The sequence below is a fragment of the Streptomyces varsoviensis genome (assembly GCF_000718635.1).
GTDB classification, from domain to species: domain Bacteria; phylum Actinomycetota; class Actinomycetes; order Streptomycetales; family Streptomycetaceae; genus Streptomyces; species Streptomyces varsoviensis.
Window position 1 is genome coordinate 570,438 of the sequence record NZ_JOBF01000001.1, and the last position, 26,056, is coordinate 596,493.

General features: G+C 73.6%; 3 protein-coding genes. 2 read left to right on the forward strand and 1 reads right to left on the reverse strand.

The genetic code is table 11. From position 1 onward, the window contains the following. Positions 1-38 precede the first annotated feature (38 nt). Positions 39-11,849, reverse strand: coding sequence for an SDR family NAD(P)-dependent oxidoreductase (locus IF55_RS02425; RefSeq protein ID WP_425428510.1), 11,811 nt, complete (start codon positions 11,847-11,849; stop codon positions 39-41). A gap of 498 nt (positions 11,850-12,347) precedes the next feature. On the opposite strand from IF55_RS02425, the gene IF55_RS02430 reads away from it, so the two are divergent. Both IF55_RS02430 and IF55_RS40295 read left to right on the forward strand, forming a co-directional pair. Beyond that, positions 12,348-12,866 carry a pyridoxamine 5'-phosphate oxidase family protein gene (locus tag IF55_RS02430; RefSeq protein ID WP_030882064.1) on the forward strand — a complete coding sequence of 173 codons (519 nt, stop codon included), beginning with the start codon at positions 12,348-12,350 and terminating at the stop codon, positions 12,864-12,866. 47 nt (positions 12,867-12,913) lie between these two features. Next, positions 12,914-26,032 carry a type I polyketide synthase gene (locus IF55_RS40295; protein WP_048831432.1) on the forward strand — a complete coding sequence of 4,373 codons (13,119 nt, stop codon included), beginning with the start codon at positions 12,914-12,916 and terminating at the stop codon, positions 26,030-26,032. Positions 26,033-26,056 lie beyond the last annotated feature (24 nt).

A 26,056-nucleotide genomic window follows, 5' to 3' on the forward strand; every position in this document is an offset into this window, starting at 1 on the left:
CAGCCGACGCCGCGGCGAGTTCCCCGCGGGTACACGGATCACTGGTCCTGACGGCCGAGTTGCGTATTGATGAAGTCGAACAGCTCGTCGTCGGAGGCCGCCGTCAGCGTCGCCACGTCGCCCACGTCGCCCACGTCGCCCTCAGTGCCCTCGGCGTCCGCGCCCCGCGCCGGGCCGGAGAGCCGGCCGAGCAGTTCCCGCGCCCGGCCGACGAGGACATCGCGCACTTCCGTGTCCTCGGTCGGCATCGCCGAGAGCGACGCCTCCAGCCGGTCGAACTCGGCCAGCGCCGCGTCCGTCGGCGACGGCACCCTGGCGGCCACCTCGGAGCGCAGGAACGCGGCCAGGCTCGTCGGACTCGGGTAGTCGAAGACCAGCGTCACCGGCAGCCGCAACCCGGTCGCCGCGTTGAGCCGGTTGCGCAGTTGGACGGCGGTCATCGAGTCGAAGCCCACATCCTTGAAGGCCCGCTTGCGATCGACCTGCTCAGCGGAGTCGTGGCCGAGCACGGCCGCGACATGCGAGCAGACCAGATCGAGCACGGCCGGCTCCCGGTCCTCCTCGGGCAGCGCGGTGAGCTTCTCGATCAGGGCCGCGCCGCGCTCGACCGAGGGCTGGGGCTCCGCCGCCGGCAACTGGCGGACATCCGGCAGGTCCGCCAGCAGCGGGCTGGGCCGCAGCGAGGCGAAGCGGGAATGGAACCGGGGCCATTCGACCCGCGCCACGACCGGGCAGGGCTCGCCCTCGGCGACGATACGGTCCAGGGACGCCAGCCCGGCGTCCACCGGCAGCAGGGGCAGACCTCCGCGGCGCAGCGAGTCGGCCAGCTCCCCGTCCTCGGCCAGCATTCCGGCCTCCCACGGGCCCCACGCCACCGAGATGGTGCGGCCGCCGCGGTCGTGCCGCTCCCGGGCCAGGGCATCGAGGTACGCGTTGGCGGCCGAGTACGCGGACTGGTTGCCGACGCCCCAGGTCGCCGAGATGGAGCCGAACAGCAGCACCGTCCGGACGCTGTCGTGGTCGAGGAGTGCGTCGAGGTGCGCGGCGCCGAGCACCTTGGCGGCCAGGATGTCGCCGAACTCGGTCAATGTCGTGTCGGCGATCGGCCCGCCGTCGAGGCTGCCCGCGGCATGCACGACCGCCGTCAGCGGGTGCTCGGCGGGAATGGAGGCCAGCAGTTCGGCCACCGCGGACCGGTCCGCGACATCGCAGGCCACCACCGAGACCGGGACGCCCTTGGCGGCCAGTTCCTCGACCAGGCCCTGGGCCCCGGGCGCGTCCGGGCCGCCGCGGCTGGCGAGCACCAGATGTTCGGCGCCGCGGTCGGCCAGCCGGCGGGCCACTTCGGTGCCGAGGCCACCCGTGCCGCCCGTCACGAGCACGGTGCCGCCCGGCCGCCACTCGGGCGGCTCCTGCTCGGGCGCAGCCGCCCTGACCAGACGGCGGGCCAGGACGGCCTCGGACCGTACGGCGACCTCGTTCTCGCCGCCGCCCGCGAGCACACCGGCCAGTCCGGCGGCCGCGCCGTCGTCCACCGTCTCCGGCAGATCGACCAGGCCGCCCCAGAGCCGCGGGTGTTCGAGGCCGGCGACCCGCCCGTAACCCCAGACCAGCGCCTGGGCGGGCGAGCCGATGCGGTCCTGGGGGCCGGCCGCCACCGCGCCCCGGGTCACCGCCCAGACCGGCGCGTCGAGCCCGGCGTCGAGCAGGGCCTGGGTGAGGACGACCGTGCCCGCGAGCCCCCGCGGCAGCGCCGCGGAGTGCTCGCACGGGGTCTCGTCCTCGGCCAGCAGCGACACCACCCCGGCCGGGCTCGTGCCGTCCGCCGCGAGCTCGCGGAGCCGCTGCGCCAGCGCCGCCCGGTCGAGGTCCCCGCACGGTACGGCCCAGGTCACCAGGGAGGGCACGTGGGCGGCGAGGCGGCGCACGGTCTCCGAGGCCCAGCCGTCGGCCGGCCGCCCCTCGGCGACCACCGCCAGCCAGGTGCCGCCGATCGGCGCGTGTGTGCCGCCGGTCAGCGCACGCCATTCGACGCGGTAGTGCTCGCCGTCGGCGTTCGTACCGGCCGCGCTGTCCACGGCGCTCCGCAACCGCGCCCGGCTGACCGGCCTCGCGACGATGGAGTCGAACGAGGCGACGGGCTCGCCCGCGCCGTCGGTGAGCAGCATCGTGGAGGAGCCGGGGCCGTTGCGCCGGAAGGCGACGCGCAGCGAGCTCGCGCCCCGGGTGTGCACGGTGATGCCGTTCCAGGAGAACGGCATAACCGCCTCGCTCTCGCTGTCGATCAGCCCGGCGACCGGCACCTGGAGGGCGGCGTCCAGCAGCGCCGGGTGCAGGCCGTACCGCCCCGCCTCGGCGCGGACCGTGCTCGGCAGCGCGACCTCGCCGTACACGTCGTCGCCGTCCCGCCACAGCGCGCGGATACCGGTGAACGCGGGCCCGTAGGCGTAACCGCGCTCGGCGAGCCGGGCGTAGATGTCGGTCACATCGACCGCCTCCGCGCCGGCCGGCGGCCAGACCGCCGGATTCCCCGGCGCCGGGCCGCTGCCGACCGGGGCGAGCGTGCCCTCCGCGTGCAGGATCCACCCGCCGCCCGCGCCCGACTCGGTACGCCGCGAATGCACCGTGACCGAACGCCGACCGGTGGAGTCGGCGGCGCCGACCGCGACCTGCACCGCCACGCCCGACGTCTCCGAGAGCACCAACGGCGCCTGGAACGCCAGCTCTTCCAGGCGGGCGCAGCCGACGTGCCGCCCGGCGTGGGTGACCAGTTCGACGAAGGCGGCTCCGGGCAGCAGGAGGGTGCCGAGCACGACGTGATCGGCCAGCCACGGGTGGGTCGCCAGCGACCACCGGCCGGTGAAGAGCACCTGGTCCTCGCCGGCGCGCTCCACGGCGGCGCCCAGCAGGGGGTGGTCGGCGGACGCCAGCCCCAAGTCGGCGGCGCTCGCGGTCACCGCGCCGGCGGGCTCGACCCACAGCCGGCGGTGCTGGAACGCGTAAGTGGGCAGCTCGACGCGGCCTCCGGCGGGGAACACCGCCCCCCAGCGCACCGCCGCGCCGTGCACGTAGGCCGTGGCCAGCGAGCGGGTGAACTCGACGGCACCGCCGTCCCGCCGCAACGACCACGACGCGGCGGCCTCGGCGCCGCGGGCCTCGGCGACCGCCTCGACCGCGTCGACGAGCGCCGGGTGCGCGCTGAGCTCCACGAACAGGCTGTGCCCGTCGTCCACCAGAGCCTCGACGGCCGCGCTGAACCGCACCGTCTCCCGCAGATTGCGGTACCAGTAGTCGGCGTCCAGTTCGGTGCCGTCGACCCGCCCGCCGGTGACCGTGGAGTAGAACGGCACTTCCGCCTCGGCGGGCGCGATGTCGGCCAGCGCGGCGACGAGTTCGGCGCGCAGCTCCTCCACGCCGGGCGAGTGCGACGCGTAGTCGACCAGGAGCGTGCGCACCGGGACCTCCTCGGCCGCGAGCGCCGCGCACAGGCCCCGCAGCTCGTCGGCGGCGCCGGAGACGACCACCGACCGCGGCCCGTTGACCGCGGCGATGCCGAGCCCCGGGTAGTCGGCGAGCCGTTCCCGGACCCGGGCGGCCGGCAGGCCGACCCACCCCATCCCGCCGCGCTCGCTCAGACCGGCGATCAGGCGCGAGCGCAACCCGGCGATACGGGCGCCGTCGGCCGGCGTGAGGACACCGGCCACCACGGCCGCCGCGATCTCGCCCTGGGAGTGACCGACCACCGCCGCCGGCTCGACCCCGAGCGACCGCCACAGCCGGGCCAAGGACACCATCACCGCGAACAGCGCGGGCTGCACCGCGTCCACCCGGTCCAGGCCCGGCGCGCCCGGAGCGCCGCCGAGCACGTCCGCCAGGGTGGCGCCGTCCCAGTCGACGTACGGGGCCAGCGCCGCGTCGCACTCGGCCATGGCCGCGGCGAACAGCGGGCTGGTGCGCCACAGGTCGAGGGCCATGCCAGGCCACTGCCCGCCCTGGCCCGCGAAGACGAAGACCGGCCGCCTCGCTCCACCGCCGTCGCCCAGCACGACGTCCGCGTTGGCGTCCGCCGTGCCGTCGGCGATCGCCTTGAGCGCCGCGGTCAGCGTGTCCAGGTTCTCGGCGAGCACCACGGCCCGGTGCTCCAAGGCGGCCCGGCCGCCGAGCGAGCGGCCGAGCGCGTCGAGGTCCACCTCCGGGTGCCCGGCGAGGTGGGCGCCGAGCCGGGCCGCCTGGCCGCGCAGCGCCGCCGCGCCGCGTGCCGAGAGGACGAACGGCTTGACGGACTGCGCGAGCACCCGGTCGGGCGCGGGCGCGACCGGCGGCTCGGCGGGCTCCGGCGCCTGCTCCAGCACCACGTGCACGTTGGTGCCGCTGATGCCGAACGCGGAGACGGCGCCGAGCCGGGGCCGGTCGCGCTCCGGCCACCGCCGGGCCGAGGTCAGCAGCCGCACGCCGCCGGCCGACCAGTCCACGTGCGGGGTGGGCTCGTCGGCGTGCAAGGTCCGCGGCAGTACGCCGTGGCGCAGCGCCTGGACCATCTTGATGACCCCGGCCACACCGGCGGCCGCCTGCGCGTGGCCCAGGTTCGACTTCAGCGAGCCGAGCCAGAGCGGGCTCTCCTCGGCGTGCTCGCGCCCGTACGTCGCCAGCAGCGCCTGCACCTCGATGGGGTCGCCGAGCCTGGTGCCGGTGCCGTGTCCCTCCACGACGTCCACATCGGCGGCGGAGACACCGGCGTTGGCCAGCGCCTCCCGGATCACCCGCTGCTGCGAGCGGCCGTTGGGCGCGGTCAGCCCGTTGGAGGCGCCGTCCTGGTTGACCGCGGAGCCCTTCACCACCGCGAGGACCTGGTGGCCGTTGCGGCGGGCGTCCGACAAGCGCTCCAGTACGAGCAGTCCGACGCCCTCGGCCCAGCCGGTGCCGTCCGCGTCCGCGCCGAACGCCTTGCAGCGGCCGTCCGCGGAGAGCCCGCCCTGCAGCGCGAACTCCTGGAACACCACCGGCGTGGACATCACGGCCGCGCCGCCGGCCAGCGCGAGGTCGGACTCGCCGGCCCGCAGCGCCTGGGCCGCCATGTGCACCGTGGTCAGCGAGGACGAACAGGCGGTGTCGACCGTCAACGCCGGGCCCTCAAGGCCGAATTCGTAGGCGATGCGGCCCGAGGCCACGCTGGCCGCCGTACCGGTCAGCAGGTGGCCGTCGAGGCCGCGCGATTCGCGGGCGAGCAAGTTCCCGTAGTCATGGGCGCTGAGGCCGACGAACACGCCGGTCCTCGTACCGCGCAGCGCCAGCGGGTCGATACCGGCACGCTCGAACGCCTCCCACGCCGATTCGAGCAGCAGACGCTGCTGCGGGTCCATCGCGGTGGCCTCACGGGGCGAGATGCCGAAGAACTCGGGGTCGAACTCGGTCGCGCCGGACAGGAAGCCCGCCGCCCGCGCGTTGGTCGTGCCCGGGCGGCCGGGCTCGGGGTCGAACAGCTCGGCCAGATTCCAGCCGCGGTCGGCCGGGAACTCCGTGGCGGCGTCCCGGCCCTCCTCGACCATCGCCCACAGCGCCTCCGGTGAGTCGGCCCCGCCGCCGTAGCGGCAGGCCATGCCGACGACGGCGATCGCGTCGTCGCCGGTGTCCGCCGTGGCGATCGCGGGTGCCGTCGGCGCGGCGGAGCCGGTGCCGATCACCTCGCCGAGCACGTACGCGCTCAGCGAGGTGAGGTCCGGATAGTCGAAGACCACCGTCGCCGGCAGCCGCAGGCCGGTGAACGCGGTGATCCGGTTGCGCAGCTCCACGGAGGCCAGCGAATCGAAGCCGATGTCCTTGAAGGTCCGGTCCGGCGACAGACTCGACGCCGACGTGTGCCCGAGCACGGCCGCGGTCTCGGCGGCGACGGCGTCCAGCACGATCTGCTGCCGGGCCGCCGCCGGCCGGGCGAGCAGCCGGCGGATCCACGAGCCGGCGTCGCCGCCGCTCGCGACGGCGGTACGCCGCACCCGCCCGGCGACCTGGTTGCGCAGCAGGGGCGGCACCTCCCCGCGGAACCCGGCCAGGTCGAGCCGGACCGGCAGCACCACCGGGGCGCCGACGGTGAGGGCCGAGTCGAAGAGGGCCAGCCCCTCCTCGTCGGACATCGCCTTGATACCGGCGCGTGCCATCCGTCCCCAGTCGGCCTCCCGCAGGGAGGTCGTCATGTTGCTCGCGGCGGCCCACAGCCCCCAGTCGAGCGAGACGGCGGGCAGCCCCAGCGCGCGGCGGTGCCGGGCGAGGGCGTCCAGGAACGCGTTCGCGGCGGCGTAGTTGGCCTGGCCCGGCGCGCCGAACGCCCCGACGGCGGAGGAGAACAGCACGAAGGCGGAGAGGTCGAGGTCCTTGGTCAGCTCGTGGAGGAGCCAGCCGGCGTCCACCTTGGGACGCAGCACGGTGTCGACCTGCTCGGTCTTCAGCGAGCCGACGACGCCGTCGTCGCTGGTGCCCGCGGCGTGCACCACCGCGGTCAGCGGATGTTCGGCGGGGATCGCGGCCAGCACCCCGAGCAGCGACGCACGGTCGGAGACGTCGCAGGCGACAGTCGTCACGGACGCGCCGAGCCCGGTCAGTTCGGCGGCGAACTCCGCGGCGCCGGGGGCATCGGGGCCGCGCCGGCTCGCCAGCACGAGGTGGCGTACGCCGTGCTCGGCGACCAGGTGCCGGGCGACCAGGCCGCCCAGCGCGCCGGAGGCGCCGGTCAGCAGCACGGTGCCGGCGGGATCGACGGGCGCCGGGATGGTGAGGGCGATCTTGCCGATGTGCCGGGCCTGGCTGAGGAACCGCATCGCGTCCGGAGCCCGGCGGACGTCCCAGACGGCGGTCGGCGGCAGGGTCAGCGCGCCGCGGTCGAACAGGTCCAGCAGCTCGACCAGCATCTCGTGCACCCGCTCGGGCGCCACCCCGAGCAGGTCGAACGCCTGATAGCGGACGCCGGGGAACGCCTCGGCCGCCCAGTCGGCGTCGCGGATGTCGGTCTTGCCCATCTCCACGAACCGGCCGCCGCGCGGCAGCAGCCGCAGCGAGGCGTCCACCAGTTCGCCGGTGAGCGAGTTGAGGACCACGTCGACGCCGCGGCCGTCGGTGGCGCCGAGCAGATCGGCTTCGAACCGCGCGGTGCGGGAGTTCGCGATGCGCTCGTGGGGGACGCCGAGCTCGCGGACGGCCGCCCACTTGGCGGGGCTCGCGGTCGCGAAGACCTCGGCGCCCAGATGGGCGGCCAACTGCACGGCCGCCATGCCGACGCCACCGGCGGCGGCGTGGACGAGCACGGACTCGCCGGGTCGCAGGCCGGCCACGTCGACGAGCCCGAAGTACGCGGTCAGGTAGGTGATCGGGACCGTCGCGGCCTCCAGGTACGACCACCCGTCCGGGATCGGCACCACCATCCGGTGGTCGCCCACGGCCACCGGCCCGAACGGCCCGAAGAACAGGCCCATCACCCGGTCCCCGGGCTGGAGACCGGCGACCCCCGGGCCGACCTCGGTCACCACGCCGGCCGCCTCGCCGCCGAGCACTTCCTGACCGCGGACCAGGCCCAGGGTGGACATGACGTCCCGGAAGTTCATGCCCGCGGCTCGGACGGCTATCCGCACCTCGCCCTCGGCCAGCGGCGCGACCGCCTCCGGCGACTCGACCAGCGCAAGCCCGTCGAAGGTGCCGGGGCGGGGGGCGGACAGGCGCCAGGCGGGCGACTCCGCCGGCACGGCGAGCGTCGTCGAGGAGGCGACCTTGACCAGGCGCGGCACCAGGACCGTGCCCGCGCGTACGGCGACCTCGTCCTCCCCGGCGTCGAGCGCCGCCACGACGGACGTGTCGGGCTCGCCGGGCGCGAGGTCGACCTGGACGAGCCGGCCCGGGTGCTCGGCGCGCGCCGCGCGGAACAGGCCGTGCAGGGCCGCGCCGACCAGGTCACCGACGTGCTCACCGTCGTACGTGGCCAACGCGCCGCGGGTGACCAGCACCAGCCGTGAGGCGGCCAGCCGCTCGTCGGCCAGCCAGTCGCGCACCAGTCCGAGCATCTGGTCGACGCCTGAGTGCACATCCGCGGCCACATCGTGGCCGTGGCCGTGCCCGGGAGCGGCCAGCACCACGGCGGGCGCCTCGCCCCCGTCGTCGAGAGCGGCCCGCAGCGCGGGGAAGCCGTCGTACGCCGTGCCGGTCATGGGCGCTGTGCCGCCCAGATTCGCCCAGCCGGTGGGCTCCGAGACCTCGACCTCGCCCGCGGAGGTCCACTCGATCTCGTAGAGGGAGTCGTGGGCCCGGGGGGCGCTCGCGGCGATCTGCTGCGCGGTGGCGGACCGCAAGGCCAGCGAGTCGACGGACAGCACCGGGCGGCCGGTCCCGTCGGCGACCAGCAGGGCGAAGGTGTCGGTCCCCACGGGAGTCAGCCGTACGCGCAGCGCGGAGGCGCCGACGGCGTGCAGCCGGACGCCCGACCACGCGAAGGGGATGACGTCCCGCGCGTCGCCGGTCACCGCGATCGCGTGCAGGGCGGCGTCCAGCAGGGCGGGGTGCATGCCGTACGCGCCGGCGTCGGCCACCCGCTCGGGCAGCGCCACCTCGGCGAAGACCTCCCCGTCCCGCAGCCAGGCGGCCTTCAGGCCGCGGAACACCGGCCCGTAGCCGTACCCGGCCGCGGCGAAGGTCTCGTAGAGATCGCTGACATCGACCTCCTCGACACCGGCGGGCGGCCACTCGGCCAGCTCGGGATCGTCGTGGCTCACACCCGCGGTCGGCGAGACGAAGCCGCCGGCGTGCCGGGTCCAGGCCGTGTCGAGGCCGGGGGAGACTGGCGAGTCCGGGTCCTGCCGCTGCGACCAGATGGTGATGGACCGCCGGCCGGTGGCCTCCTCCGGCTCCCCGACGACGATCTGCAGCGCCACGCCGCCCCGCTCCAGCGGCAGCGGGGCCTCGATGGTCAGGTCCTCGACCAGCTCGCAGCCCACCTGGTCCGCCGCGCGCAGCGCGAACTCGACGAAGGCGGTGCCGGGCAGCATGACGCGGTCGAACAGGGCGTGGTCGGCGAGCCAGGGCTGGGCGGAGAGCGACAGCCGGCCGGTGCACAGGAAGCCGCCGTCGTTGGCGAGCGAGACGCCGGCGCCCAGGAGCGGGGCGTCGACCGGGCGCAGGCCGACCGAGCCGAGGTCGTGGCCTCCGACGTGGCTGGTCTCCAGCCAGAAGCGTTCGTGCTCGAACGCGTACGTGGGCAGGTCGACGCGGCGCGCGCCGGTGCCGGCGAAGAAGGCCGCCCAGTCCACCTCGACGCCGGCGGTGTGCAGGGTGGCCATCGCCACGGCGACGCACTCCACCTCGTCGCGCCGGCTGCGGAGGGCGGGCGTGACCACCACCGGCTCGTCGCCGTAGCAGTCGCGGACATGGCTGGTCAACGACGCGGCGGGCGACAGTTCGACGAACCGGGTGACGCCGAGTTCGCGCAGCCGGGCCACGCCGCCGGCGAGGTCCACCGTGTCGCGCATCTGCCGCACCCAGAACTCGGGGGTGCACAGCACCTCGGCGGGCACCGCCATCGGGATGGTCGGTGCCGTATACGTCAGCGTCTCCACCACGGCCCGGAACTGATCCTGGATCGGCTCCATCGTGACCGAGTGGCCCGCGACGCCGACCCGCAGCGTGCGGGCCGAGTGGCCGAGCTCGGACAGCCGCGCCACGGCCGCCTCGATCGGGCCCTCCAGCCCCGAGAGGGTGACCGAGCCCGGGCTGTTGACACCCGCGAGCGAAACGCCCTCGATGCCGGCGATGACCGGCTCCACCACGTCGGCGCCGGCCGCGACCGTGGCCATCACGCCGGCGGGCGAGGTCTGGATCAGCCGCGCCCGGGCGGTGACCATGGTGGCCGCGTCCTGGAGCGAGAGCACGCCCGCGACGTGCGCCGCCGCGATGTCCCCGCAGGACTGCCCGAGCAGATAGTCGGGCCGCACGCCCCACGACTCGACCAGGCGGTAGAGCGCCACCTCGATCGCGAACAGCGCGGGATGCGCGTACTCGGGCCGGTCCAGCGTCGGACCGCCCTCGGCGATGATCCGCGGCAGCTCGGGATCGAGCAGCCCCAGCACCTCCGAGTACGCCGTGGCGAAGACGGGGTACGCGGCCGCGAGCTGGGCGCCCATGCCGACGCGCTGCGGCCCCTGCCCTGGGAACATCACCGCGGTGAGCCCCCGGCACTCGGCGCCGACGACCGCCGTGGCACCGCTGCCGCCCTCGGCCAGCAGGTCGAGCTGGGCGAGCAGGTCCTCCTTGGTGCCCGCGACCGCGGCGGCGCGGTGCTCGAATGTCACGCGGTGCAGCGCGAGCGACTTCGCGACGTCGGGCAGCGAGGCGTCCTCGCCGTCCTGGCCGGCGAGCCAGTCGCGGAGCCGCGTCGCCTGACCGGCCAGGGCCCCCGGAGTACGGGCCGAGAGCAGGAAGGGCAGGGCGGTCGGCCGTACGCTCACCGGCTCGGCCTCGACAGGCTCCGGCGCGGGCGCCTGTTCGAGGACGACGTGCGCGTTGGTGCCGCTCATCCCGAACGACGACACACCCGCCCGGCGCGGCCACTCGTTCTCCGGCCACGGGCGGTTCTCGGTCAGCACCCTGACCCCGCCGGCCGACCAGTCCACCTCGTGCGTCGGCTCGTCCACGTGCAGCGTCTTGGGGAGGACGCCGTGGCGCATGGCCATCACCGCCTTGATCACCCCGGCGACGCCCGCGGCCGCCTGGGTGTGGCCCACGTTCGACTTCAGCGAGCCCAGCCACAGCGGCTCGCCGTCCTTCTTCTTGCGGCCGTAGGTGGCCAGCAGGGCCTGCGCCTCGATCGGGTCGCCCAGCCGGGTGCCGGTGCCGTGCCCTTCGACCAGGTCGACCTGTTCCATCGGAATCCGGCCGTCGGCCAGCGCCGCCTGGATGACCCGCTGCTGGGAGGGGCCGTTGGGGGCGGTCAGGCCGTTGGAGGCGCCGTCCTGGTTGATCGCCGAACCACGGATGACGGCGAGCACCGGGTGGCCGTTGGCCCGCGCGTCGGAAAGCCGCTCCAGCAGGACCAGGCCGACCCCCTCCGACCAGCCGGTGCCGTCCGCGGTGTCCGCGTACGCCTTGCACCGGCCGTTGGGCGCGATCCCGCGCTGCCGGCTGAAGTCGACCATCACCAGGGGCGAGCACATCGACGCGACGCCGCCGACCAGGGCCATCGAGGACTCGCCGCGACGCAGGGCCCGCACGGCGTAGTCCATCGCGACCAGCGAAGAGGAGCAGGCGGTGTCGACGGTGACGGCGGGGCCCTCGAAGCCGAAGGTGTACGCGACGCGGCCGGAGAGCACGCTCGGCGCGTTGCCCAGCAGCAGATAGCCGTCGACCTCGCGGGGCGCCGTGACGGTCAACGGCACGTAGTCATGGGTGTTCGAGCCGATGAACACGCCTGTCTCGGTGCCGCGAAGGGTCTCCGGGTCGATGCCGGCCCGTTCGAACGACTCCCAGGCGGCCTCCAGCACGATCCGCTGCTGCGGGTCCATGGCGAGAGCCTCGCGCGGCGAGATGCCGAAGAAGCCCGCGTCGAAGTCGGCCAGGCCGGACATGAAGCCGCCCTCGCGGGTGTACGTCTTGCCGGGCTTGCCGGGCTCCGGGTCGTAGATGCTGTCCATGTCCCAGCCCCGGTCGGTCGGCGCCTCGCCGATCGCGTCGGTGCCACTGGCGACCAGCTCCCAGAGGTCCTCCGGCGACCAGACGCCGCCGGGCAGGCGGCAGGCCATCGAGACGATGGCGATCGGCTCGGTGTCCTGGGCCTCCCTCTCGGTGATCTTCTTGCGAGCCTGGTAGAGGTCGCTCGTGACCAACTTGAGATACTGGCGAAGCTTGTCCTCGTTCTCCATGGAGCAACCCCATCTGTCTCAGTCTGTTCCAGTGGCCCGGGGGACCCCCGGAGCGGTCCGGCGTACCCGGACTTGTCATGCCTGGACACGTGGCAGGCGTCTGCTGAGATCGGCAGTCCGGCGAAAGGCTCGCGCCGAAAAGGCTTGGGCGGGACCACGATCAGGACCGCCTCTGGGCGGTCGCGTGAACAACCATGCTCTGGCGACGACGGCCGCGGGCACCCCCTAACCCCCCTAGTCGCCACCCCGGTGACCGCCCGGATTTTCGGGGTGTCGGTGTCGCGGTCGCGCTGCGAGCATGAACGCCGAACGCGCTACGAGCAGGAAATCCGACCGCGCTGGAGCGTGAAATGCGCCCGCGCTACGAGCGTGAAATCCGAGCGCGCTACGAGCAGGAAATCCGGGAGCCAGACCGGTGCGTCTCGCTGGTCGCCCACAGCGGACGAGCGAAGGGAAAGCGACATGACTGCCGAGGTGTTGGAGAACAACGAGAAGCCGCGGGGAACGTCGGCATTCATCTTCAACCAGACCGCGCCGGGGCCGACGCAACCATGGAGCTGGGCGGAGCGCATGCTCACGTCCACGCCCACGTACTGGCTGGTCACCACCAGCCCGGACGGACGCCCGCACAGCAGGCCGTTGTGGGGTATTTGGCAGCGGAACACCTTCTGGTTCTCCAGCCAGAACCGCTGCGGCGAATTCCTGAAGGTCAACCCCCGGGCCTCCGTGAACGTGCAGACCGGCGAGGACGTGGTGATGATCGAGGGCAGTTGCTCCCGCGTGCTCGGGGACGACATCAACGTGCTCGCCGAAGGCGTCGGCGCGAAGTACGACTGGGAACTCACGGTGCGCGAGGACCGTGTCCACACGCGATTCGGCCAGAGCGCGCCGGTGTTCCGGCTGAATCCCGAGCGTATCTACGGCTGGACGGGAATCGCCGGCTGGGAGACCGCGACCAGGTGGGACTTTACGCGATCCTGAGCGAATTCCGGCATTCGCTGCCGTGACCCCGCAAGACGCAATGTGAGATGTGGAAGGGGACGATCCGGGTGGATGTCCGGGCCCAAGGTGGCAACATCGCGGTGGTTGGCGCGTCCTGCCGTTTCCCCGGCGCCGATGGGCCCCGGCAACTGTGGCGGCTCCTGGCCGAGGGACGTCATGCGATCACCGAGCGCCCGCCCGGACGCCGTGGCGCGGGCAGCATTGTCGCGCCCCCCTGGGGCGGATTCCTCGACGCCGTCGACGAATTCGACGCCGAGTTCTTCGGCATTCCCGCCCGCGAAGCGGCGTCCGTCGACCCGCAGCAGCGACTCGTCCTGGAGCTGGGGTGGGAGGCGCTGGAGGACGCGAGGATCGTGCCGGCGAGCGTGCGCGGCGGCCGACTCGGCGTCTTCGTGGGCGTCTTCGCCGACGACTACGCCCACCTCGCGCACCGGAACGGGCCCGCCGCGGCGACCCAGCACACCTACCCCGGCATCGAACGCGCGGTGATCGCCAACCGGCTCTCCCACTTCCTCGACGCGCACGGCCCCAGCGTGGGCATCGACAGCGGTCAGTCCTCGTCGCTGGTCGCCGTCCACCTGGCCTGCCAGAGTCTGCTCACCGGCGAGTCGGACCTCGCCGTCGCGGGCGGCGTGCAGCTCAACCTGCTGCCGGAGTCCGTGGACATCGCGGACCGTTGGGGGCCGCTGTCACCGGACGGCCGCTGCTACACCTTCGACGCGCGCGCGAACGGCTATGTGCCGGGCGAGGGCGGCGGCCTGGTCGTGCTCAAGAGGCTTGAGGACGCCCTGGCCGACGGTGACACCGTGCAGTGCGTGATCCTCGGGAGCGCGGTGAACCACGGCGGCAGCGGTCACGCCCTGACCCAGCCCGATGAACTCGCCCAACAAGACGTCCTGCGCCGCGCTCACGAGCGCGCGCGAATCAGCGCCGCCCAACTCCAGTACGTCGAGTTGCACGGAACGGGCACACCCGCCGGCGACCCGGTAGAAGCCGCCGCGCTCGGTGCCGTCGTCGGCAACGCCCGGCCGCGTACGCGACCGCTGCCCGTCGGATCGGTCAAGACGAACCTGGGACACCTGGGGGCGGCCGCGGGGATCGCGGGCCTCATCAAGGTGGCGATGTCGATCCGCCACCGCGAACTCCCCGCCAGCCTCAATTTCGAGGTGGCGAACCCGGAGATCGCGCTGGACGCCCTCAATCTCCGAATGCAGCAGCGCCTAGGTTCGTGGGAAGCGCCCGATAGCCCCTTGATCGCCGGCGTCAGTTCCTTCGGCATGGGCGGCACCAACTGTCACCTGGTCATCGGCGACGCTCCGCCCGGCTCGGCCGCCTCGCGCGGGAGCGCCAGGAAACCCGAGACCGATGGAGCGGACTCCGACCAGTCACCCGCGGTGCTGCCGTTTGTGCTGTCGGGTCGTGGGCCGGGGGCGTTGTGTGGTCAGGCGGCTCGTCTGCGGTCGTTTGTGGGGGAGCGGCCGGATGTGGCGCTGGCGGATGTCGCGTATTCGTTGGCGGCTGATCGTGCGGTGCATGGGGACCGGGCGGTGGTGGTCGCTTCGGGGCGGGAGCAGTTGCTGGAGCGCCTGGCGGCGGTGGCCGGCGGTGAGGCGGCCGGGGCGAATTATGGGCCCGTTGTGGCGGGTTCGGGTCGTGTGGCGGTGGTGTTCACCGGTCAGGGTTCGCAGCGGGCCGGGATGGGCCGGGAGTTGTACCGGCGGTTCGCGGTGTTCGCGGCTGCTTTCGATCAGGCGTGTGAGTTGCTGGACCCGGTGGTGCGGGCGGCCGTCCTCGGTGAGGAGAGTGGTGAGGGGAGTGCTGCGGACCGTCTGAACGCGACGGAGGTCGCGCAGCCGGCGCTGTTCGCGGTGGAGGTGGCGCTGTTCCGGTTGTACGAGTCGTGGGGCGTCCGGCCCGATTTCGTCACCGGCCATTCGGTGGGGGAGATCGCGGCGGCTCATGTCTCGGGCGTGCTGTCGCTGGCGGATGCCTGCGCGTTGGTGACGGCGCGGGGTCGGCTGATGCAGAAGCTCGCGCCGGGTGGGGTGATGGTGGCGGTTGCCGCGGGTGAGGGCGTGGTGGCGCCGGTGGTGGCCGAGTTGGGTGGCGCTCAGGTGTCGATCGCGGCGGTGAACGGTCCGGCGTCGGTGGTGGTGTCGGGGGACGAGGCCGCGGTCGGGCGGGTTGTGCGGCGGCTGTCCCAGCAAGGCTGTCGGTCGAAGCGGCTGGTGGTGAGTCATGCGTTTCATTCGCCGTTGATGGAGCCGATGCTGGATGAATTCCGTGCGGTGGTGGCGGGTTTGTCTTTTGAGTCGCCGCGTATCGGAATGGTGAATGAGGGGGTGGCGGATGCGGAGTTCTGGGTGCGGCATGTGCGGGATACGGTGCGTTTCGCCGATGCCGTCTCGCGGTTGCATGGGCGGGGTGTGACGCGGTTCGTCGAGCTGGGTCCGGACGCGGTGCTGACGGGGTCGGTGCGCGAATGCCTGGACGGCCAGGACGACGTGACGGCGGTGCCGAGCCTGCGCCGGGGCCGTGGTGAGGTCGAGTCGGTGCTGGCGGGGCTGGGCGCGTTGTTCGCCGCCGGGGTGGCGGTGGACTGGTCGGAGCTGTTCCTCGGGACCGGCGCCCGCCACACGGAACTGCCCACCTACGCCTTCCAACGCCGCCGCTACTGGCTGGACATGACGTTCGACGACGAGAAGACGCCCGTAGAGACATCGGCTCTGGTGAGTGAGCTGCGGGGGCTCGGTGAGGCCGAGCGCACGCATCGGATGACGGAGCTGGCTCTCGCGCACATCACAGCCACTCTCGGCGGCGGCGTGCTCGGCGAGGACGCACTCGGCCGGACGTTCAAGGACCTGGGCTTCGATTCCATGATGTCCGCCGAACTGCGGGACAGGCTCTCGCGCGCCCTGGATATCACGCTGCCGAGTTCGGTGATCTTCGATTACCCCACTCCCGCTGTTCTTATCGAGCACGTGCGATCAGCGGTGTTGGGCGCAGACGCCGGCGCCGGCACCCAGTCCGTACCGACCGCTGATTCCGCTGACCTCAATGACCCCGACGATGCGGACGATCCTGTGGTGATTGTCGGGATGGCGTGCCGTTATCCGGGTGGGGTGGGTTCTCCGGAGGATTTGTGGTCGCTGGTGGTCGGGGGCGGGGAGGGGATCACTGGTTTCCCGGAGTCGCGTGGCTGGGATGTGGAGGGTCTGTATCACCCGGATCCGGATCATCCGGGGACGACGTACGCGCGTGGTGGCGGGTTCTTGCATGATGCGGGTGAGTTCGATGCGGGGTTCTTCGGGATCTCGCCCCGTGAGGCGACGGCGATGGATCCGCAGCAGCGGTTGTTGCTGGAGGTCGCCTGGGAGGCATTCGAACGCGCGGGCATCGACGCGGACTCCCTGCGCGGCACCCGGACCGGCGTGGTGGTAGGAGCGACACCGCACGGATACGGGGCGGCGGGAGCCGACGCGGACGGATACCTGTTCACCGGCACCACGCCCGGGGTCCTGTCCGGGCGCATCGCGTACCACTTCGGCTTCGAGGGGCCCGCGACAACGGTCGACACGGCCTGTTCGTCATCGTTGGTGGCACTGCACCTGGCCGCGCAAGCACTGCGGTCGGGCGAGTGCTCGCTCGCGCTGGCCGGCGGCGTCGCGGTCATGGGCACGCCGATGATCCTCACGGAGTTCGCGCGGCAGCGTGGACTCTCCCCGGACGGCCGGTGCCGGTCGTTCGGCGCGGGCGCGGACGGCACCGGGTGGTCCGAAGGCGTGGGCCTGGTCGTGCTGGAACGGCTGTCCGACGCGCGGCGCAACGGGCACCGGGTGCTCGCGCTGCTGGCCGGTTCGGCGGTGAACCAGGACGGGGCCTCGAACGGGCTGACGGCCCCGAACGGCCCCTCGCAGCAGCGGGTGATCCGGCAGGCGCTGGCCAACGCGGGGCTGACGGCCGCCGATGTCGACGCGGTGGAGGGGCACGGCACGGGCACTCGGCTCGGGGACCCGATCGAAGCACAGGCGCTGCTCGCCACCTACGGGCGGGAGCACACCGAAGACTCACCCCTGTGGCTCGGATCGGTGAAAGCGAACATCGGTCACCCACAGGCGGCGGCAGGCGTCGCCGGGGTCATCAAAATGGTGATGGCGCTGCGGCACGAATTCCTGCCCAGGACCCTGTTCGTCGAGGACCCCTCGCCCGAGGTGGATTGGTCCTCCGGCGGGGTGGCATTGCTGACCCGGTCACGGGATTGGCCGGACACCGGCCGGCCTCGGCGAGCCGGAGTGTCCTCGTTCGGCATCAGCGGGACGAACGCGCACGTCATTCTCCAGCAACCGCCGAATGAATCAGCGAACGGCGACGGGCAGTCAACGCCGACGGTAACGCGCGAATTGCCAGTGCTCCCGTTTGTGCTGTCGGGCCGCGGGCCGGGGGCGTTGTGTGGTCAGGCTGCTCGTTTGCGGTCGTTTGTGGGGGAGCGGCCGGATGTGGCGTTGGCGGATGTCGCGTATTCGCTGGCGGTTGATCGTGCGGTGCATGGGGACCGGGCGGTGGTGGTCGCTTCGGGGCGGGAGCAGTTGCTGGAGCGCCTGGCGGTGGTGGCCGGCGGTGAGGCGGCCGGGCCGAATCGTGGGCCCGTTGTAGCGGGTTCGGGCCGTGTGGCCGTCGTCTTCACCGGTCAGGGTTCGCAGCGGGTGGGGATGGGCCTCGAACTCCACCGTGATTTCCCGGTGTTCGCGGCGGCGTTCGACGAGGTGTCCTGCGCGTTGGTCACCGCGCGAGCCCGCCTCATGCAGGGGCTCGCGCCGGGTGGGGTGATGGTGGCGGTTGCCGCGGGTGAGGACGTGGTGGCGCCGGTGGTGGCCGAGTTGGGCGGCGCTCAGGTATCGATCGCGGCGGTGAACAGCCCGACATCAGTAGTGGTCTCGGGGGAGGAAGCCGCCGTCGGGCGTGTTGTGCGGCGGCTGTCCCAGCAAGGCTGTCGGACGAAGCGGCTGGTGGTGAGTCATGCGTTTCATTCGCCGTTGATGGAGCCGATGCTGGATGAATTCCGTGCGGTGGTGGCGGGTTTGTCTTTCCAGTCGCCGCGTATCGGAATGGTGAATGAGGGGGTGGCGGATCCGGAGTTTTGGGTGCGGCATGTGCGGGACACGGTGCGGTTCGCCGATACCGTCTCGCGGTTGCATGGGCGGGGTGTGACGCGGTTTGTGGAGCTGGGTCCGGATGCGGTGCTGACGGGGTCGGTGCGCGAATGCCTGGACGGTCAGGGCGACGTTGCGGCGGTGCCGAGCCTGCGCCGGGGTCGTGGTGAGGTCGAGTCGGTGCTGGCGGGGTTGGGCGCGTTGTTCGCCGCCGGGGTGTCGGTGGACTGGTCGCAGGTGTTCGCCGGGACCGGCGCCCGCCACACCGAACTGCCCACCTACGCCTTCCAACGCCGGCACTACTGGCTGGAACCCGCCCCCCTCCCGGCCACCGGCCTCGCCGCCGCCGGCCTGGAGCCGGTCGACCATCCCTTCCTGCGCGCCGAGATGCCCCTAGGCGATGCCGGCGCGCTCGTACTGACCGGCCGCCTGTCCGTGGACCAGCAACCGTGGCTGGCCGGCCACGTGGTGCTGGGCACCCCGATCCTTCCCGGAACCGGATTCCTGGCCCTGGCCTCGTACGCCGCGCGGCGAACCGGCGGCGGCCCGGTGGAAGAGCTCGTCGTACGCGCCCCCCTGGTCGTGCCGGAGCACGGCGACACCCAGCTCCAGATGGTGATCGACGCGCCGGACGCCACCGGCCGCCGTGCGCTGCGCGTGCTGTCCCGAGCGGGGGACACCGCCGGGAACGGCACCTGGGCCCGGCACGCCGAAGGCACCATCGCCCCACCCGCCGGGCTCTCGCCTGTCGGATCGGCTGCCGGAGCGGCTGCCGGAGCGGCGTCCGGAACCGGCTGGAACGGCGAGGCCGGTCCCGACGCACAGCCCATCGCCATCTCCACCGCCTACGCGGAACTCACCCGCCGGGGTTACGACTACGGGCCGGCGTTCCGGGGGCTGCGAGCCGTCCGGCGCGGCGACGGCGAGGTGTTCGCCGACATCGTCCTGGACGAGGCGGCGGAACACGGCGGCCCGGTGTTCGACCTGCATCCCGCCCCCCTGGACGCCGCCATCCAGGCCGCGCTGGTGGGCCTGTTCGAGACCGCGGATGAGACCTTGGTGCCGTTCGCGTGGAGTGGTGTCACCGTGCACACCGCGGCCCCGCCGGCCTTGCGGGCCCGTATCACGAGGACCGGCGCCGACTCGGTGGCCATGATGCTCACCGACCTCGACGGCAACCCGGTCGCGTCGGTCGACTCGCTGGTGCTGCGGCCCGCGCCCGACGCCCCGCGCGCTCCGTCGACGGATCGGAGCGAGGCGGCGCTGTTCCGGGTGGCGTGGCTGCCGAAGGAGGTCGGCGCCCGCCCCGGCGCCGGTCGCTGGGCGATGGTGGGGGAGGACCCGCACGGCATCGCCGCCGAGCTGACCGGTGACAGTTCACCGCTCGACCGGTACGCGGGCCTCCCCGCGCTGCGGGCCGCGCTGGCGGCGGGGGCCCCGACGCCGTCCACGGTCATCACCGTGGTCCCCCCGGCCGACGCCCCGAACGCCGACGCCCCGAACGCCGACGCCGCGAACGCCGGCGTCGCGCACCGCGTCCTGCGACTCGTACAGGACTGGCTGGCCGAGGGGACGACGGCCGACGAGACGCAGACCGACGGGACGACGACCGACGAGACGCAGACCGACGGGACGACGACCGACGAGACGGCGACCCACGGGGCATTGACCGCCGAGGCAATGACCGCCGGGACACTGGCCGACACGCCCCTGGTCGTCGTCACCACCAACGCCGTCGACAGAGGCGACAACGGGCGCATCGATCTCGACAACGCGCCGATCTGGGGTCTGCTGCGTACCGCGCAGACCGAGCACCCCGGCCGCGTCGTGCTCGCCGACGTGGCACCGGGCGGCGAGGGGGCCCGGCGACTCGCCGCCGCGGTGGCCACGGGGGAGCCGCAACTCGCGCTGTCCGCCGAGGGCGTTCGCATCCCGCGCCTCACCCGCCTGCCCGTGGCCCCCGGCTCGCCCACCTCCGCCGAGAAGCCGCTGTCCGGGCCCGGGACCGTGCTGCTGACCGGGGCGTTCGGCCGGCTCGGCCGCCTCCTCGCGCGGCACTTGGCCACCGAGCACGGCGTGACGAGCATGCTGCTGGTCAGCAGGAGCGGCCCCGTCACGCCCGAGGCGCGCGCCCTGGTGGCCGAGCTGACAGAGCTGGGTCTGGACATACGGGCCGAAGCCTGCGATGTCGCCGACCGCGCCGAACTCGCCGCGGTGCTGCGCGCGCTGCCCGCCGATCGGCCCCTCACCGCTGTGGTCCACGCGGCCGGCGTGCTCGACGACGGCGTGTTCACCGAGCTGAGCCCGCGGCGCCTCGACGCGGTCATGGGGCCGAAGGCGCTGGCGGCGCGTAACCTGCACGAGCTCACCGCCGACATGCCGCTGACGGCGTTCGTGCTGTACTCCTCCATCTCGGGCCTGATCGGCGCGGCCGGCCAGGCCAACTACGCCGCCGCCAACACCTACCTCGACGCGCTCGCCCGCCATCGCGCCCGGCTCGGACTCCCCGCGACGTCGCTGGCGTGGGGGCTGTGGGATCAGCGGGGCGGTATGGCGGCGGAGCTCAGCGCCGGCGACCTCAACCGGATGGCCCGCTCCGGAGTAGCGACGCTGTCCGAGACCGAAGGGCTCGCACTCTTCGACGCCGCTCTTCGCCGGAGCGAGCCGCTGCTCGTACCACTGCGGACGGCCGACGCCTCCGCCACGGACGGCGGGAACGTTCCCCCGCTGCTCCGCGAGTTGTTCACGAGCGCGCCGCGCCCGGCCCGCCCGGCGGCCGTACCGGCCCGTCCGGACGGACCGCACCGCGCCGGCGCGGACATGGCGGCCCGGCCCGGGCGGCTGCTGGAGCTGGTACGCGCGGAGGCGGGGCGCGTATTCGGGTACGACGGGCGGGAGGCGATCGGCGCCGACCGTGCCTTCAAGGAATTCGGGCTCGACTCGCTCACCGCCGTGGAGCTGCGCAACCGGCTCAACGCGGTCACGGGAGCGCGCTTGGGGACCACGGCCGTCTTCGACTACCCGACCCCGCGGGCCCTCGCCGACCACCTGACCGGCGAACTGACCCCCAGCGGCGAGACAGCGGACACGACCGGCGGCTCGCCGACGAACGATGCCGACGATCCTGTGGTGATTGTCGGGATGGCGTGCCGTTATCCAGGTGGGGTGGGTTCTCCGGAGGATTTGTGGTCGCTGGTGGTCGAGGGCGGGGAGGGGATCACTGGGTTTCCGGAGTCGCGTGGCTGGGATGTGGGGGGGCTGTATCACCCGGATCCGGATCATCCGGGGACGACGTACGCGCGTGGTGGCGGGTTCTTGCATGAGGCGGGGGAGTTCGATGCGGGGTTCTTCGGGATCTCGCCCCGTGAGGCGACGGCGATGGATCCGCAGCAGCGGTTGTTGCTGGAGGTCGCCTGGGAGGCCTTCGAGCGCGCGGGCATCGACGCGGACTCCCTGCGCGGCAGCCGGACCGGGGTGTTCTCCGGTGTCATGTATCACGACTACGCGCCGCCGGTGGGCCTGGTCCCGGACCAGCTCAGCGGGGCGGTGCTGACCGGCAGCGCGGGCAGCGTGCTCTCGGGGCGGGTGGCGTACCAGTTCGGCCTGGAGGGGCCCGCCGTCTCGGTCGACACCGCGTGCTCGTCGTCACTGGTGGCGCTCCACCTGGCCGCCCAGGCGCTGCGGTCGGGCGAGTGCTCGCTCGCACTGGCCGGCGGGGTCACGGTGATGTCCACCCCGATGACGTTCGTCGACCTGGGACACCAGCGGGCCTTGTCCCCGGACGGCCGGTGCCGCGCGTTCGGCGCGGGCGCGGACGGCACCGGCTGGGCCGAGGGCGTCGGCCTCGTGGTGCTGGAGCGGCTGTCGGACGCACGCCGGCAGGGCCACCAGGTACTGGCGGTGCTCAAGGGCTCCGCGGTGAACTCCGACGGCGCGTCGAACGGCCTGACCGCCCCGAACGGCCCCTCGCAGCAGCGGGTGATCCGCCAGGCGCTGGCCTCGGCCGGCCTGCCCGCGTCGGGCGTCGACGCGGTCGAGGGGCACGGCACCGGCACGAGGCTCGGCGACCCGATCGAAGCGCAGGCGCTGCTGGCCACCTACGGCCAGGACCGGGAGACCCCGCTGTGGCTGGGGTCGCTGAAGTCGAACATCGGCCACACCCAGGCCGCCGCCGGGGTCGGCGGCGTCATCAAGATGGTCATGGCGATGCGGCACGGCGTCCTGCCGAAGACGCTGCACGCCGAGGAGCCCTCGCCGTTCATCGACTGGTCGCAGGGGGCCGTCGCGCTGCTTGACCGGAACCACGACTGGCCGACGACCGATCGGCCGCGCCGGGCCGGCGTCTCGTCGTTCGGTATCAGCGGCACCAACGCACACGTCATCCTTGAGCAGGCGCCGGAGCGGCCGGCGGCCGGGCAGGCGGACGCCGTGACGCGGCTCGGAGTCCTCGCCTTCCCGGTGTCCGGCCGGGGAGCGGCGGCGTTGGCCGGCCAGGCGGCCCGGCTGCGGGCCGCGCTGGCCGACTCACCGGACACCGACGCGGCCTCGTTCGGCGCGGCACTGACCAACGGCGGGGCCACGCACCCCCACCGGGCCGTGGTACTCGCGGAGAACCGCGATGAGCTCCTGACCGGCCTCGACGCGATCGCGGCGGGCCAGTCGGAGAACTCGGCCCTGGTGGTGGCGGGGAGCGGCGAAGCCGACCACGAGGGCCCGGTCTTCGTGTTCCCCGGGCAGGGCGGCCAGTGGCTCGGGATGGGCATCGAGCTGTGGCAGAGCAGCCCGACGTTCGCGGAGCTGATGCGGACCTGCGACAAGGCGCTGGCGCCGTGGGTCGACTGGGACGGGTTCTCGCTGGGGGACGTGCTCGCCGGGGTGCCGGGCGCGCCGAGCCTCGACCGGGACGATGTCGTCCAGCCGGCGCTGTTCGCGGTCGGGGTCTCGTTGTCCCGGCTGTGGGCGTCGCTCGGCGTTCGGCCCTCGGCCGTTGTCGGGCATTCCCAAGGCGAGTTCGCCGCCGCCGTGGCGGCGGGGGCGCTGTCGCTGGCCGAAGGCGCGCGCGTGGTGTCCCTGCGATCCCAGGTGCTTCGGCGGCTGGCGGTACGGGGCGGCATGGGCTGGGTGAACCGGTCGGCGGACGAGGTGCGCGAACGCCTGGCCGGCTACCCGGCGCTCGGCGTCGCCGCGGTGAACGGCCCGGTGTCCACGGTCGTCTCCGGGGACGCCGCCGAACTCGATCAGTTCCTGGCGACCTGGGAGTCGGAGGGAGCGCGGGTCCGGCGCGTACCGATCAACTACGGGTCGCATTCGGCGGAAGTAGAGGTCATCCGGGCCGAGCTGGCCGACACGCTGGGCGTGGTCGAGTGCGCGCCCGGCACGGTTCCGTTCTACTCGACGGTCACCGGCTCGATGCTCGACGGGCGGAAGCTCGACGCCGACTACTGGTACCGGAACCTGCGCGAGATGGTGCGCTTCGCGGAGGTGGTCGGCCAACTGCTCGGCGACGGGCACCGTTCGTTCCACGAAGTGGGCGCGCACCCGGTACTCGTCCACTCCATACAGGAGCTCGCCGAGGCCGAGGGGACGCCGGTCACGACGGTCGGCACGCTCCGCCGCGGTCACGGCGGCGCCCGGGAGTTCCTGCGCAACGCCGCCGAGGCGTACGCGGCCGGCGTCGACGTGCGGTGGTCACACCTGTTCCCCTCGGGGCAGCCGACCGTCCAGTTGCCCACCTACGCCTTCCAGCACACCCACTACTGGATCGAGACGCCGCCCAGCCGCTCGTCTCGTGGCGCCGAAGCCGACAGCCGGTTCTGGAAGATGGTCGACCAGGGCGACCTCGACGGGCTGACCACGGCGCTCGCCCTCCCCGACGACGCCGCCCGGACCTCGCTGGGCGCCGTGCTCCCGGCCCTGTCGTCGTGGCGTGAGCGCGGCCGGCGGCAGGCGACGCTGGACGGCTGGCAGTACCGCGTCACCTGGCGCCCCACCGAAGGACCGGACCGGCCGCTCACCGGCCGTTGGCTGGTCGTGGTGCCCGCGGCCGTCGCCGAGCCGGCGTGGGTCGAGCAGACCATCGCGGCGCTGAGCGCCCGAGGGGCCCAGGTCCGCCGGGTCGAGGCCCCCCGGGCGGCGGACGCCGCGGCGCTCCGCCACGGGCTCGCCACGGCGCTGGACGGCGAACCGGCCGGGAGCATTCTGTCGTTGCTGGCGCTGGACACGGCCGAGGACGCCGACGCCGCGTCCGTGCCGGCCGGCCTGAGCGCCACGCTCGCGCTGGTACGGGCGGTGAGCGAGCTCGGCTCGTCGGCCCCGGTCTGGTGCGTGACCCAGGACGCGGTCGCCGTCCGGCCGGGCGACGCCGTGAGCCGGCCACGGCAGGCCGCGCTGTGGGGCTTCGCCCGGCACGCGGGGCTGGAGCAGCCCATGGCGTGGAGCGGCGTCGTCGACCTGCCGCGCGAGGTCGGCCAAGCGGACCTGGCGGCGCTGGCCGGGGCGCTCGGAGACGGCGAGAGCGAGCTGGCGGTGCGCGGCGGCGCGGTGTTCTGCCGCCGGCTGACCCGGGTCACCGCAACCGCGCCCCACCGGACGGAGCAGCCGCCGGCGCGCAGCGCTCTGGTCACCGGCGGCACCGGCGCTCTCGGCGCGGAGGCGGCGCGCTGGCTCGTACGGCGCGGCGCGCGACACCTGGTGTTGGCAAGCCGTCGTGGCCCGGCCGCACCCGGCGCGGCCGAGCTGGCCGCCGAACTGACCGAGCAGGGCGCCTCGGTGTCGGTGGTCGCCTGTGACGTCGCCGACCGGGCGCAACTCTCCGACCTGCTGGCGAACTGGCCCGCCGACCACCCGCTGACCACGGTCGTGCACACCGCGGGCGTGCTCGACGACGGCGTCATCGACCGGCTCACCCCTGAACGCTTCGAGCGGGTGTTCCGCCCGAAGGTGGCCGCCGCATGGCACTTGCACGAACTGACGCGCGACCTCGACCTCGCCGACTTCGTCCTGTTCTCGTCGTTCGTCGGCACGGTCGGCCCGGCCGGCCAGGCCAACTACGCCGCCGCGAACAGCTCGTTGGACGCGCTGGCCGCGCACCGCAGGGCTCTCGGACTGACCGGGACCTCCATCGCCTGGGGACTGTGGCAGGGCCCGGGGCTCGCCGACCGCGACGGAGCGGAGCGCCGACTGGCGGCCCGCGGGCTGCGCGCGATGGACCCCCGCGCCGCCGTCCAGGCCATGGACCAGGTCATCGACCGCGACGAGACGGCCGTGGTCGTGGTGGACGTCGACTGGTCCTCGTTCGCCGCCGAACTCGTCGGCACCCGGTCGAGGCCGCTCCTCGCCGAACTGCTGGAGCCGAGCGGGGCGAGCAGGGCGACAGGGTACGCCCCCGAAGGGCCGGCGGACGGAGCGGCCGACACCGGTATGCGGGAGCGGCTCGCCGGACTGCCCGCCGCCGAGCGGACGTACGCGGTCACCGACCTCGTCCGGTCCACGGTGGCGGCCGTACTCGGCCACGCCGACGCCTCCGCGGTCGAGTCGGAGCGCGGTTTCCAGGAATCCGGTTTCGACTCGCTCACCGCCCTGCGGCTGCGGAACCGGCTCGGCGCGGCGACCGGACTGCGACTGCCCGCCACGCTGATCTTCGACTACCCGACGCCCGCCGCGGTCGCGGAGCTGCTGCACGCCGAGCTGTTCGGCGAGGACACCGAGGCCCACGGGAGCCAGCGCGACAAGGGCGTCGACGACGGCAGCGAGAACGGCGAAAGCGTCGACGACGCCGGACTGAAGAAGATCATCGACCGTATTCCGATCGCCTCGCTGCGGCGGGCCGGGCTGGTGGACGCCCTGCTCCGGCTGGCCGAGACCGCCCCCGAGAGCGAGCCGGCCGACAGCGCCGGGACCACGACGGCGATCGACTCGATGGACATAGCTGATCTCATACACGCCGCATACGGCCGAGCCGACGCGAGCGACCGAGCGGAGGGGCCGACCTCATGACCACCCCGTCCATGAACGAACTGG